The sequence below is a fragment of the Pseudoalteromonas sp. CF6-2 genome, from assembly GCF_021729425.1.
In the GTDB taxonomy this organism is placed as follows: Bacteria; Pseudomonadota; Gammaproteobacteria; order Enterobacterales; family Alteromonadaceae; genus Pseudoalteromonas; species Pseudoalteromonas arabiensis.
Window position 1 is genome coordinate 758,196 of sequence record NZ_CP091443.1, and the last position, 12,881, is coordinate 771,076.

12 protein-coding genes are annotated in these 12,881 nt (G+C 40.2%); 7 read left to right on the forward strand and 5 right to left on the reverse strand.

The window, feature by feature from the left end:
* Positions 1-29: 29 nt before the first annotated feature.
* Positions 30-2,438 carry a bifunctional diguanylate cyclase/phosphodiesterase gene (locus L3Q70_RS20055; RefSeq protein ID WP_062567716.1) on the forward strand — a complete coding sequence of 803 codons (2,409 nt, stop codon included), beginning with the start codon at positions 30-32 and terminating at the stop codon, positions 2,436-2,438.
* On the opposite strand, the gene L3Q70_RS20060 is transcribed toward L3Q70_RS20055, so the two are convergent.
* Positions 2,413-2,877 carry a thioredoxin domain-containing protein gene (locus L3Q70_RS20060; RefSeq protein ID WP_062567717.1) on the reverse strand — a complete coding sequence of 155 codons (465 nt, stop codon included), beginning with the start codon at positions 2,875-2,877 and terminating at the stop codon, positions 2,413-2,415. The genes L3Q70_RS20055 and L3Q70_RS20060 overlap by 26 nt on opposite strands.
* A 152-nt stretch (positions 2,878-3,029) precedes the next feature.
* Between L3Q70_RS20060 and L3Q70_RS20065 the strand changes: the two genes are divergently transcribed.
* Positions 3,030-3,365, forward strand: coding sequence for a zinc ribbon domain-containing protein YjdM (locus L3Q70_RS20065; RefSeq protein ID WP_062567718.1), 336 nt, complete (start codon positions 3,030-3,032; stop codon positions 3,363-3,365).
* 410 nt (positions 3,366-3,775) lie between these two features.
* Here the strand turns inward: L3Q70_RS20065 and arsJ are convergent, their stop codons facing one another.
* The 3 genes from arsJ to L3Q70_RS20080 form a co-directional block, all read right to left on the reverse strand.
* Positions 3,776-4,984: an organoarsenical effux MFS transporter ArsJ gene (gene arsJ, locus L3Q70_RS20070; RefSeq protein WP_062567719.1), complete on the reverse strand. Its 1,209-nt coding sequence runs from the start codon at positions 4,982-4,984 to the stop codon at positions 3,776-3,778.
* A 5-nt stretch (positions 4,985-4,989) separates the two neighbouring features.
* Positions 4,990-6,000: an ArsJ-associated glyceraldehyde-3-phosphate dehydrogenase gene (locus L3Q70_RS20075; protein ID WP_062567720.1), complete on the reverse strand. Its 1,011-nt coding sequence runs from the start codon at positions 5,998-6,000 to the stop codon at positions 4,990-4,992.
* A gap of 76 nt (positions 6,001-6,076) precedes the next feature.
* On the reverse strand, positions 6,077-6,841 hold the full coding sequence (locus L3Q70_RS20080; protein ID WP_062567721.1) for a metalloregulator ArsR/SmtB family transcription factor: 765 nt from the start codon (positions 6,839-6,841) through the stop codon (positions 6,077-6,079).
* A 175-nt stretch (positions 6,842-7,016) separates the two neighbouring features.
* Between L3Q70_RS20080 and L3Q70_RS20085 the strand changes: the two genes are divergently transcribed.
* The gene (locus tag L3Q70_RS20085) at positions 7,017-8,159 is read left to right on the forward strand and encodes a PepSY-associated TM helix domain-containing protein (protein WP_237115452.1); all 1,143 of its coding nucleotides are present in this window, start codon (positions 7,017-7,019) and stop codon (positions 8,157-8,159) included.
* Positions 8,160-8,184: 25 nt separating this feature from the next.
* On the opposite strand, the gene L3Q70_RS20090 is transcribed toward L3Q70_RS20085, so the two are convergent.
* Entirely contained in the window at positions 8,185-8,994 is an 810-nt protein-coding gene (locus L3Q70_RS20090) for a sulfite exporter TauE/SafE family protein (protein ID WP_062567723.1), read from the reverse strand.
* 372 nt (positions 8,995-9,366) lie between these two features.
* Here L3Q70_RS20090 and L3Q70_RS20095 point away from each other — a divergent pair, with 372 nt between their 5' ends.
* The 4 genes from L3Q70_RS20095 (at position 9,367) to L3Q70_RS20110 (ending at position 12,660) form a co-directional block, all read left to right on the forward strand.
* Positions 9,367-10,344, forward strand: a complete 978-nt coding sequence (locus L3Q70_RS20095) for a DUF1852 domain-containing protein (RefSeq protein WP_237115453.1) — start codon at positions 9,367-9,369, stop codon at positions 10,342-10,344.
* Positions 10,345-10,355: 11 nt separating this feature from the next.
* A complete protein-coding gene (locus L3Q70_RS20100) occupies positions 10,356-11,384 on the forward strand; it encodes a methionine synthase (RefSeq protein WP_062568154.1) in 1,029 nt (342 codons plus the stop codon).
* Positions 11,385-11,664: 280 nt separating this feature from the next.
* On the forward strand, positions 11,665-12,174 hold the full coding sequence (locus L3Q70_RS20105) for a M23 family metallopeptidase (RefSeq protein ID WP_237115454.1): 510 nt from the start codon (positions 11,665-11,667) through the stop codon (positions 12,172-12,174).
* Between the two features lie 150 nt (positions 12,175-12,324).
* A complete protein-coding gene (locus tag L3Q70_RS20110) occupies positions 12,325-12,660 on the forward strand; it encodes a hypothetical protein (RefSeq protein WP_237115455.1) in 336 nt (111 codons plus the stop codon).
* Positions 12,661-12,881: the final 221 nt, after the last annotated feature.

Genomic DNA, 12,881 nt, shown 5'->3' on the forward strand with positions numbered 1-12,881 from the left:
CGTTTAAAGTTTATCTCGATAGACAAACAATGCATCATATTGAACAAGAGTCTGTTCTTGATAGTTATACAAACTATTTAAAAACAAACCTAGAAACAGCCTTGCTCGGTCCTTATTTAATTAGAGATGCGATGCGTGATGCCAGCTACACAAAGACACAGTTTGAAACGCTCGCCAAGCATATTCTAAAACATAGTGACGGTAGTCAAACCATCCAACTCGCCCCAAATGGCGTTATTACTTACAGTTATCCGCTTGTTACACACGAAGGAGTCATTAACAGTGATTTGTTTGCTGTCCCTTCAATAAGACCCTCACTAGAAAAAGCAATTCAAACAGAGCAAATGCAGCTTGATGGCCCAAAGCAACTTTCTCAAGGGGGGGCTGGATTAGTTGCCCGCTTACCTATATTCAACAAAGGCTCTTTCTGGGGATTCAGCATTGTAGTGCTTCGCTTTCCTGAGTTTATTAATAAAATAAAATTAAAACATGTATCCCACTCCCATATTATCGAGGTGTGGCAAAACAACGATGGTAACTATATTCCTTTATTAGGAGAGCATGCGTTTAATAATACTAAATGGGAAACACGTTCACTACCTGTCAAAAATCAATTATGGATTGTAGGGATAAAAGATGAATTTGCGTATCGTGCGTATGCTGAGATAGGCATTTTAACATTCATTGTTTTAGCTTTTTCGTCTTTAATTAGTTACTTAATTAGCATCACTTTGCGCCTGCGCGAACATGAAAAAAACTTAGAGTCATTGCTAACAAAGCGAACCAATGAGCTTTCTGAGCAAGCATTAGCCTTAAAACAGGCCCAAACACTGAGTGGTGTAGGCAGTTGGCACATTTCGCCTTACAGTGAATCGAGACACCTTTCTGCACAAGCGACTAAATTATTTAAAACGAAGTCACCTAAGCAGCCAATTCAACAAGTATGTGACCAAATCGATAGTGCCTATAAAAATGCATTTCTTAATTTTATAAACGCAAAACCAGCCAGCCCCAGTGAGCTTGAGTACACAATAAAAATCAATGGTGAACAACGCTGGTTTCATGAGTATGCTGAGTGGAATAACAAAACAAAAACCTTGGTGGGAACAGTAGAAGATATTAGTGCTGAAAAGCAAAAACAGCATGAACTATATCAACAAGCTCATTTTGATCCCATAACGGGATTAGCAAACCGCCACTACAGCGAAAAATATATCACCAGCCTATGCTCTAAAAACCAATATAACTCGGGTTTAACTCTAATTTGCCTAGAAATTAAAGGCTACAGGCAAATTGAAGACATGTACGGATATAAGGCGTCAAATGAACTACAAAAAGCCTTAGCCAATCGCTTAATTGAGTTTGCAGAGCAACACCAAGCATTCTGCTCTCATATTAAACTAGGCTGCTTTATGCTCTTGCTAAAAGAGGGAATTTTTGACGAAGAACTTGCAACTCTCATCGATGAACTACAACACCGTGTCGCGGGGCTGATTGAAACAGCAGGTACAGCTCATTTTTATCATTTTTATGTTGGCATAGGCTATCCGCACTTACAGAATTTAGATGCAGCAGAGCAAATTAACACAACATTAATTGCCATGAATGAATGCCACCGACAGAAAAAAGCCTACACCATTTACAGTCAGTCTCTTAAAGACAAACTAATCGCACAAAGTGATTTAGAAAGTGACTTAAGGCATGCACTTTCAACCGATAAACAACTTAGTATGGTGTATCAACCTATTGTAAATACAAAAGATGGAAAACTGATAGGCTGCGAGGCACTTATTCGCTGGCAACATCCTGTACGAGGTTTTGTATCCCCACAGGAGTTTATCGCCATTGCTGAGCAATCTGAGCTAATTAACCTCCTTTCGCGCTGGATTGTCGCAAGAGTCGCAAAAGATTGCCATAGCCTTGTGGCGAACAATATCCATGTAAAAATGTCGATCAACTTATCACGTAAACAATTTTCAGATGCGCACCTTGTTAATCGACTAACAAGTGAAAAAGCGCAGCTGTTTCCTGCTACACAAAAAATTAATTTAGAAATTACCGAATCAGCGCTATTTCAAAATACGCAGTATGCTATTAGTTTAATGCATGAACTCAAGGCCGTTGGATTTGACTTATCACTTGATGACTTTGGCACTGGCTACTCATCACTCGCTTCGATTCAGCAATTCCCATTAGATAATGTAAAAATAGACCGCGCCTTTATTTGTAACTGCGTTGAAAACCCACGCGATGGTTTATTTTTACAGACCATGAGTGACTTAGCCCATCAACTAAATCTGACTATCACCGCTGAAGGGGTTGAGAGTTCAGAGCAGTGGGAGCTGGTCAGCGATAAACGCATTGATTATGTGCAAGGGTATTTAATATCAATGCCTTTACCGATTGAGGAGTTTATAAAATTTGACCCTGTATTGTGAGATCAGCAGCAATACTTTGCTTTGGTTTCTCAATCATACGCACAAGCTCTTTTTCGTCATCGCTGACAATGATGGTAGGCGTATAACGCACATCGTATTGCTTAGCCAGACCATTGGGATCGCGTTTATCATAGCCTACCGCCACTAAACGCAGCGAATCTAACTGTACCTTTGCAGCATTGAGTAATTTTAAAAAGCGCGGTACTTCTCGTTTTGAGTCATGACACCAAGTGCCCAAAAATACCAATACTTGCTTCCCTTGCAGTGCTTTAATTTTTACAAGCTCTTCTTTGCTTGGCGAAAAGCTCTCATACTCTTTATTAAATGCAGGGTAATCTTTAAGTAACTCATCGGTGGTAATGTCTCCTCGGTGAGGAGCATCCGTTGCATAAGCCATACATGAAAATAACACTAACAAAGCAGCTAAAAATCGTATCATTATTATATTTCCCTTTCATAAAGCTGTATCACATTAACTTAGACAAAACTCATCAATTTAATAAAAATCAACGCTCATAAATGAGCAAACAATCGAATCCTTTTGCCAAAACGGTTAAACTACAAAGAATCAAATGATTAAGAGTGAAGTGTATGTCTTATCCTCCCTGTCCACAATGTAATTCGGAATATGTTTATCCGGAACAAAATAATCTTATCTGCCCAGAGTGCGCCCATGAGTGGAATCCTGATACGGTCAATGAAGATGACATTATCAATGTAAAAGACGCTAACGGCACGCTGTTGGCTGATGGCGACAAAGTAACCGTTGCAAAAGACTTAAAAATCAAAGGCAGTTCACAAGTCATTAAAATCGGCACCAAAGCGTTAATCCGCCGAGTGCTTGATAAAAAAGATCACGAACTCGACTGTAAAGTTGATGGTGTCGGTGAAATGATGGTGACAGCTAAGTTCGTTAAAAAAGCATAATTTGTAGCTCACTTTAATGGCAAAAATCGCGCCACGATATTAAATCGAGACGCATTATTGAACTCAGTTAATAAATAAGCTGTTGGCAGGGTTTATTTTCAAAAGAGCGATTAAAATCTGAGATTTCTGTCGCTCTTTGATAATTTTAAGGCTCTAAGCAGTGCTAATTTGAGACACTCTCAAATAAATCTTGAATGTGTTTGGACATCGAATCTAACTAAGTTGTATCCCCCTCTTTTCAGGCATGCCCATTTTCTTTGCGAAAGCTGACATAACACCTCACATAACTTCATAAAAAGTTACTTTACTACTTATAGATATTAATAATTTTTATTCAAGTGCTTCAATGCCTTCATTCATATATTATGATGGACAACAATAAATAGGTGAGCAGCTTACTTTGCATGAAACTAAATTTGTTTTGGTAATTTAGTTGAAATAAATACGGTAAAAACAATAAACACCAGTGAGATAGCCAAGCACGCTGCCAAGCCATATAGCTGAAAAACTAAACCAGACAGCACTGTACCAACCAAGCGCCCCACAGCATTAGCCATGTAATAAAACCCGACATCGAGTGATACGCCATCGGCATCGGCCATGCTAACAATTAAGTAACTGTGCAAAGATGAGTTAATCGCGAATAACACACCAAATAACATCAACCCGCCTATGAGCATAGGTTTTACAGCCCACTCAAAGCCAATAGCAAGGGCAATCGCTAAAGTCACTAAAGCAAGCCATGATGCCCACTTAACTGTTTCTGCACTCGGTGATGTTTGCTTATTAAGCTTAATGATTTTAGGAGCAAAAGATTGCACTATCCCATAACCAATTACCCAAGTAGCTAGAAAAGCGCCCACAGTCCAGTGCTCCCAGCCAAAGGCTTGCGATAAAAACACCGGAAGTGCAACAACAAACCAAACATCACGCGCACCAAACAAGAACAACCTTGCTGCTGACAAAATGTTGATTGAACTGCTTTTTGAAAATACCTCGTTAAACTTAGGTTTGTTTTTGGCTTTGCCTAAATCATTTTTAAGTGCATAAAGACTGAAACACCACACCACCAGCAAAGTGGCAGCCATCGCGAGCATTGCGCCTTTAAACGACATTAATGTGAGAAGTAAGCCACCTAAAAAGAAACCCACACCTTTTAATGCATTTTTAGAGCCCGTTAGTATCGCCACCCATTTAAACAAGGTGCCTTCTTGGCCACTGGCAACCAGCATTTTAATTGAGCTTTTAGCACTCATTTTATTGAGATCTTTTGCAATGCCCGACAGAGCCTGCGCTAACATCACATAGGCAACGCTCAACCAGTCAGGGGGGACTGCCAGCATGAACAACGCCGCCACCTGTATGGCAAGGCCAATATTCATAGTTTTGTTTAAACCAAGCCTTGCGCCTAAATAGCCACCTACTAAGTTAGTAACAACACCAAAAATCTCATAAAACAAAAACAACATGGCAATACTCAAAGGCGAGTAGCCAAGCGCATGAAAATGCAATACCACCAACATCCTCAATGCGCCATCTGTTAGCGTAAATGCCCAGTAATTCCCAGTGACAATTAAGTACTGCTTTATATCAGCGGGAAGATTAGCCAAACGCGTCATTGGTTTTAACCTTTTAATGATAACGCAACTTTACGGGCAAGTTCGGCAGTGCGGTTTGCATAACCCCATTCGTTATCGTACCAAACATACAGCTTAACTTGTGTCTCGTTCACAACCATAGTTGATAACGCATCAACAATGCTTGAGCGTGGATCTGTTTTGTAATCGATAGAAACAAGTGGCTTTTCTTCATAGCCTAAAATGCCTTTTAGCTCACCCTCTGCGGCTTCTTGCATCCATTGGTTAATTTGCTCAGCGGTAGTCGGCTTTTCAACTTCAAACACACAGTCTGTGATTGATGCATTCGCTAAAGGCACACGAACCGCGTGGCCGTTTAATTTGCCTTTAAGTTCAGGGAAAATATGTGTAATCGCTGTTGCAGAGCCTGTTGTAGTTGGAATTAAGCTCATGCCACATGCGCGAGCACGGCGTAAATCTTTATGCGGCGCATCTAAGATAGTTTGCGTATTAGTGATATCGTGAATGGTCGTCATTGAACCATGTTTGATGCCAATTTTTTCTTGCAGTACTTTAACCACAGGCGCTAAACAGTTGGTAGTGCATGATGCCGCAGTCACAATATCGTGCTGCTGTACATCGTATAAATCATCGTTTACACCCATTACAACGTTTAACACGCCGTCTTCTTTTACAGGCGCAGTGACAACAACTTTTTTCACACCTTGTTCAAGGTAGGCTTGCAGTAACTCGTTTTTTTTCATCACGCCCGAGGCTTCAATAACGATATCGCAGCCAGACCAATCAGTGTCTGCAATTGCTTTATTTTGTGTGACATTAATTTCGTGACCATCGATAATCACTGCGTTATCGTTACTTTCAACCTCATGAGGCCAAATACCGTGTACCGAATCATATTTTAGTAAGTGAGCCAGTGTTGCTGCATCACCCGCAGGGTCATTAATTTGCACAAACTCAACGTCGTCCCATGCAAACGCTGCTCTTAGCGATAAACGACCCATACGGCCAAAACCATTAATGCCTACTTTAATTGCCATTATTAAGCTCCTACTTTTTGAAAATTGTCTAACTTGTTTACCGAGTTTGCCGACAGTTAACAGCAAACCGCTTTGTTTAATTACAACAGCGAGCAACACGGGTTGGGCGATCATCTCCCATCGCATTTAGCCTTGCTAACTCGTTCTCTATAAAATTCGGTTCGTTTACTACGGTCGAGGTAATTGTTTGTTTCATCCACATAGGTAGAGTCGGGTTTAAAGAGTAAAACACCCACTGCTGGTGTTTTCTATCCGACAAAATGCCCTGCTTTTTCAGCTGCGCTAAATGCCTTGAAACCTTTGGTTGGCTTTGCTCATTAAGTGCCGTCATTAATTCACACACGCAAACCTCTTGCTCAACGGCGATAAGTAATAAGCTTTTTAAACGAATATCATCTGCAAGCGCTTTATAAAATGTGGTTGGCGAAATAGAGACGGGCTTTTCTTTGTTATGGGATTGTACAAACTGTTTAATTCGCTCATTGATCTCTTGCAAGGTTTTTTCAAAAGCGTGAGGTTCGGAGCGAGATTTAGGATCTGCAAAGTCCCACGCAAGGCAATGGCTGCCATCGACGCGATTGGCGCATTCTTTTGTAGCGTCATCACATAAGGTAATGACGTAATCAAAATGCAGATTAGTTACATCGTTTAAGTGCTTTGAGTGTAAGTTATCGGTTTTTAAACCAAAATGCTCAATCGCCGCAAGCGTACGAGGGTCTACCGCATAAGGTTCTGTACCTGCACTAAACACTTCAAACTCACCTTTACCATGATGTTTAAGTAATGCCTCAGCCATAATTGAACGAGCTGAATTTTCTATACATAAAAAGAGAACTTTCATGGTCACTCCATAACAATTTATTTATATAATAATTTTGTTATATAAATAAAGCAAACCTTGTCTGACCTTATTTGAGAGCGACTGTGACATTTTGTCGCATTGCCCAGCGCAATTAATTTATGAAATAATATTTCTTGGCATATTGAATAAAGCCAGTAATTATAAGGGGTTCTCAATGCTCAACTGGCGAAAACTGCACCGCCGTATACACAAATGGCTTGGCCTGAGCCTTGGGTTATTATTTTGTGTTATCGCACTAACAGGTTCGTTATTAGTATTTTACGACGAGCTTGATCAAAGCTTAAACATCTCCCATTCCAAGTTGCAGAGCAACGCTTCGCCTAATTTTAGTAACGCACTGAATACCCTGCGCAAACAATATCCTGATAAACTAGGTAGTTGGCGTTTTGAAGTAACGGCAAATGCAGAGCTAATTCCCGCTCGATATTACAATCCACCGGAAACACAGCATCTCGAATTTGCGCCGTTAATGGTATGGCTCTCACGTGATGGCAATACAATTCTACGTCACGATTATTGGGGTCAATATTTAATGACGTGGCTGTATAACCTGCACTTCACTTTACTACTAGGTAACACGGGAACTTGGCTTTTAGGCTACGCAGGTTTAGCTATTTTATACCTGTTATTCAGTGGCTTATTTGCATGGTGGCCAAAACGAGGGCAATGGCAAAGACAAATTAAATTTAAAAAACGCCCATCGCCTATCGGCAGGCTTTACGATTGGCATAAATTGCTTGGGCTGATTTTTATAATACCCTTAGTCATTTTGTCAGTTACTGGCGTAATGTTAGCACTCCCTAAAGAGTCAACGGCAATTTTAATAAAAATAACAGGGCCAATAGACACAGCGGAGGCTCCTGTAAATCCTTATGGTACTGATGCAGATAACACTATCATTGAACCCAATACAGCATTGAGTTTAGCACTAAATACTTTACCTAACTCAAGAGGTGCATGGATAGAAACACCCGCAACAAACGGCAACCCGTTTTATTATCGAGTTAGAGTGCAAACAAAGGGTGACCCATCGCGCCGTTTTCCGCACAGCTATGTCTATATTGACGGCCATACAGGTGAAATTTCAGAGGTATTCGATTACCAGAAACAAGGCACCAGCACTACTATTTTAAATTGGCTTCATCCTATACATGATGGTAGTTTTCTTAATTTAACTGGACGTATAACTTGGCTTTTCAGCGGCTTAGCTGTAGGTGTGTTATTTATACTTGGCGCTATGCGCTGGTTTATTCGTAATCAACACAAAGGTAAAAAAGCCCAAGTTAATATATTTTAAGGGCTCACTTTACCGTTTTCAGTTATCACCGAGTAAGCATGTTCACAGCCATAATAACCAACAATCCTGCAAAGATTTTTTTAATAGTAGATACTGGCAAGTGATGCGTCGCTTTTGCCCCTAACGGCGCGGTAAACCACGAAGTACAGACAATCCCAAACAAGGCAGGTAAATAAACAAAACCAGCAAAGCCCTCTTTTAACGTAAAGTACTGACTGCCCGAACTGATGTAACCCACTGAGCCAAACAGGGCAATCACAATACCGCACGCCGAGGCGCAGCCAATAGCTTTTTTCATATCGACCGAGAAAAACGTGAGTAGCGGTACCAACACGGCACCACCACCAATGCCTATCATGGCAGATAAACCGCCTGTGATTGTTGTATAAAACGTTAAAAGCCCTTTATTTGGTAATGCGCGAGCTGTTTGGGCATCATTTTTACTGCCAAAAATCATTTTTAATGCAATAAGCACCACACTTACCGCAAACACAATTCGTACTACATTTTGCGGTAATAACGCTGCTAAGAAACCACTTATCAGTGCGCCTAATGCAACTCCTGTCATAACCCAAGGCGCAAGCTGCCAAGGCACATTGCCATTTTTATGGTGAGCAATGGCTGATGATGTTGAAGTAAACAGGATTGAAGCGAGCGATGTAGCAATAGCCACCAGCACAACTTGCTCTGCTGGCAACACCTGAAAATGCAGCAGTATCATACTTAATATCGGCACGATCACTAAGCCACCACCGATCCCCAAGAGCCCTGCCAAAAAGCCAACACCACTGCCGAGTATCGCACAAGCTAGTATTAACACGATTAATTCATTCATTTTACTTGTCTTTGTTATTAGTTAGGGAGCCGAGTATAACAACTTAAAGCAGCACAAATGACTATGAAGACAATGATAAGGGGTGAATATTACTCACGTTTTATATGAAAAAATCACAACACCAATAAAAACATCTAGCCATCTAGACATTCAAAGTTATTTTTCCAGATATTATCCTCTCTTTGCCACTCGATAAACTAATCACCTCATTCAGGTATGAATCAAATTCATGTTTTACCTGAAATAAAAACGTTTTTCTTCATGATGCGGGGCACGTATAAATAGATACCCAAGCCACCTCAAGGTTAATGACCTAGCTATTAAAGGAAGGTGAGCAGCAATCATTTATCTCAGGACATTAGGTACATTGCCATGAAACATAATTTCTCATTTACAATTAAGAGTATTCGCTTTGACGAAAATTACCAACCGTCAAACAGCACCCGTATTACCACTAACTTCGCTAACCTAGCACGTGGCGAAAGTCGCCAGCAGAACTTACGTAATGCATTAAAAATGATAGATAACCGTTTCAATGCACTGGCAAATTGGGATAATCCACAAGGCAACCGCTATTCTGTTGAGCTTGAAATTATCTCTGTTGATTTAGATATTGCAGGTAGTGGTGAAGCGTTTCCTTCAATTGAAGTTTTAAAGACCAATATCATTGACCATAAAACCAATGAACGTATTGAGGGAATTGTTGGTAACAACTTCTCATCGTATGTCCGTGATTATGATTTTAGTGTGCTATTACTTGATCACAATAAAAGCAGAGAAGAATTTAGTATTCCAGATAACTTTGGCGATCTACACGGTAAGTTATTTAAATACTTTATTGATTCAGAAATTTATAAACAGCACTTCAAGAAGCCTCCGGTTATTTGCCTAAGCGTTTCTGACAATAAAACATATCACCGGACTGAAAATCACCACCCTGTTTTAGGTGTCGAGTATCAACCTAATGAATCGTCACTCACAGAACAGTATTTCAAAAAGATGGGCTTACAAGTTCGTTACTTTATGCCACCAAACAGCGTTGCACCTTTGGCGTTCTATTTCTTTGGTGACTTATTGAATGATTACACTAATTTAGAGCTAATCAGCACAATCAGTACCATGGAAACATTTCAAAAGATTTACCGACCAGAGATCTATAACGCAAACGCCGTAGCGGGTAGCAAGTATCAACCAAATTTACGAAATGCCGATCACTCTATCACACAGATAGTTTATGACCGCGAAGAACGCAGCCAACTTGCCATTGCTCAAGGCAAGTTTACTGAACAGCACTTTATTAAGCCTTATCAATCAGTTTTGGAACAGTGGTCGGCTAACTACGCGATTTAATGAGAGTTAACATGAAAAAATTATTACCAACATCGACAGCGGGCAGCTTACCAAAACCTTCTTGGCTCGCTGAACCCGAAACTCTATGGTCGCCATGGAAGTTACAAGGCGCAGAGCTTATTGATGGCAAACAAGATGCGCTACGTGTAGCCCTGCAAGAGCAACAACAGGCTGGCGTTGATATTGTCAGCGACGGTGAGCAAACACGCCAACACTTTGTAACCACCTTTATTGAACATTTGAATGGTGTTGACTTTGAAAACCGTAAAACAGTTACTATTCGCAATCGCTACGAGGCAAGTGTACCAAGCGTCATTGGGCCGGTATCACGCAGTAAGTCGGTGTTTGTTGAAGACGCTAAATTTTTACGTTCACAAACCAAACAGCCAATAAAGTGGGCATTGCCAGGCCCTATGACAATGATAGACACCTTGTATGACGCCCACTATCAAAGCCGAGAAAAGCTGGCTTGGGAATTTGCCAAAATTCTCAATCAAGAAGCCAAAGAGCTCGAAGCCGCTGGCGTTGATATTATTCAATTTGATGAGCCTGCGTTTAATGTATTTTTTGATGATGTAAATGACTGGGGCATTAAGTGTCTAGAAAGAGCAATCGAAGGCTTAAAATGCGAAACAGCCGTACACATTTGCTACGGCTATGGCATCAAAGCAAACACAGATTGGAAACAAACGCTTGGGAGTGAATGGCGTCAATACGAAGAAGTGTTTCCAAAACTACAAAAATCGAATATCGATATTATTTCGCTGGAGTGTCACAACTCTCGCGTACCTATTGAACTGCTTGAACTTATTCGCGGTAAAAAAGTAATGGTTGGTGCAATTGATGTAGCAACCACTGATATTGAAACACCCGATGAAGTGGCCGCAACGTTGCGCGAAGCTCTCAAATATGTAGATGCTGACAAACTCTACCCCTGTACCAACTGCGGTATGGCACCGCTTTCAAGAGATATAGCTAGAGCTAAACTAAGCGCACTTAGTCAAGGTGCTGAAATCGTAAGAGCTGAATTAGGCGCGTAGTTAATAAGCTCGCTCCCCACGTTATTCTTAAATCTACACATTAACCTATTCATTAAAAGTGCTTCACCATACCTTGAAGCACTTTCTTCCCTTTTACGGCTCACGCTTTAAACTAAAGATAAAAATTCACTCTAAAGTACATAAAATTCCCCCTCATTATGAATCAGAGTGTTCCAAACAACAGGTGGCGTTGTTTTGTATTGTTTTTTTGTATTGTTTTTTAGACTATTAATGAGTTTAATGGGTCAGCTTTAATTAAAAATATGTCATGGATAAGACAATGAAATACATAAAATATAGTTTCCTTACTTTAGGCTTGATAATCTTAATTGGCATGTTGATACCAGAAAAAATCATTATTCCTGTTAAAGGAGCGACACCGAGTGATTGGAACCATGAAACTTTTTGGTTCGAACCTTGGGGCTCTTCTGTTGTACATAAAGGTATAGATATATTTGGCGAGAAGGGAACCCCCGTTTCAGCTGCAAGCTCTGGCATAGTTGTTTTTTCAGGTCATCTCAACAAGGGTGGTAAAGCAATTGCTATTTTAGGGCCTAAGTGGCGTATTCATTACTTTTCTCACCTAGATAGCCTTTCAGTCGCGAGTGGGAGCCTTGTTAAAATAGGTGATACCATCGGCACATTAGGTAATTCTGGCAACGCAATTGGTAAACCGTCACACGTTCACTATTCAATTTTATCTCTGCTACCACTGCCTTGGTTAATGACAAATGAAACCCAAGGATGGAAGAAGATGTTCTATCTAAACCCTCATGAAAAACTACTGTAAAGAACTTAATTAATTACTCCCTCTACTATTTCATTACCCCTCATTCAGAGAGGGTTAACTAAAAATCTGCAAAATAGCGTTGGCTAGATTTATTATTCTTTGCTAGATTTTAGTTGTACCCAATGGACGGGCATATATTGAGGGATTAATATGAATGAGTTCGATATTTTCATTAAAAATATAGTCATGGATTACATTCGAGACCATGGTACTTGCAGTGATATTTGTGAAGAAAATGAACAGCTAACCTTCTATGTTGACATAGAAAACCCTGATAACGTCGTCTCACATCAGCAGTTTAAAGTCACCTACCCTATAACTTACTCAATTCAGTCAGCTATTAAACATGAAGTTGATCTACTGAGGTATTTAGACTCCGGCGAAATAAGAACATCGTTTACAACCGATATCGTCGAAGTACTTAAGTCGGAACTCGAGTCGTTCATGTACAGCAATAAACCTAAAGGTGAATACCAGATTTATTGAGATGCAATAAGTCTACTCACGGTTTTCATGGCACGTAGTAAATACGCATAAAAACTTTTATTAAGGACCGTACTACTCTTCCCCCGAAACTTTAGCGCAGCGAACTCCACTCATCGGGAGTATCTTTATTGGATTAGTTTCATCCCCCATTGAGAAATTAAGAAAACATATCGCAGGTTTTTTTGCATCCTTTAATTAACCTAAATACAAACCTAATATTA

Bases quoted from the DNA above. Each gene is read 5' to 3' on its own strand.
- L3Q70_RS20055 (WP_062567716.1), top strand. From the start codon at position 30: ATGCATCATATTGAACAAGAGTCTGTTCTTGATAGTTATACAAACTAT.
- L3Q70_RS20060 (WP_062567717.1), bottom strand. From the start codon at position 2,877: ATGATACGATTTTTAGCTGCTTTGTTAGTGTTATTTTCATGTATGGCT.
- L3Q70_RS20065 (WP_062567718.1), top strand. From the start codon at position 3,030: ATGTCTTATCCTCCCTGTCCACAATGTAATTCGGAATATGTTTATCCG.
- arsJ (WP_062567719.1), bottom strand. From the start codon at position 4,984: ATGACGCGTTTGGCTAATCTTCCCGCTGATATAAAGCAGTACTTAATT.
- L3Q70_RS20075 (WP_062567720.1), bottom strand. From the start codon at position 6,000: ATGGCAATTAAAGTAGGCATTAATGGTTTTGGCCGTATGGGTCGTTTA.
- L3Q70_RS20080 (WP_062567721.1), bottom strand. From the start codon at position 6,841: ATGAAAGTTCTCTTTTTATGTATAGAAAATTCAGCTCGTTCAATTATG.
- L3Q70_RS20085 (WP_237115452.1), top strand. From the start codon at position 7,017: ATGCTCAACTGGCGAAAACTGCACCGCCGTATACACAAATGGCTTGGC.
- L3Q70_RS20090 (WP_062567723.1), bottom strand. From the start codon at position 8,994: ATGAATGAATTAATCGTGTTAATACTAGCTTGTGCGATACTCGGCAGT.
- L3Q70_RS20095 (WP_237115453.1), top strand. From the start codon at position 9,367: ATGAAACATAATTTCTCATTTACAATTAAGAGTATTCGCTTTGACGAA.
- L3Q70_RS20100 (WP_062568154.1), top strand. From the start codon at position 10,356: ATGAAAAAATTATTACCAACATCGACAGCGGGCAGCTTACCAAAACCT.
- L3Q70_RS20105 (WP_237115454.1), top strand. From the start codon at position 11,665: ATGAAATACATAAAATATAGTTTCCTTACTTTAGGCTTGATAATCTTA.
- L3Q70_RS20110 (WP_237115455.1), top strand. From the start codon at position 12,325: ATGAATGAGTTCGATATTTTCATTAAAAATATAGTCATGGATTACATT.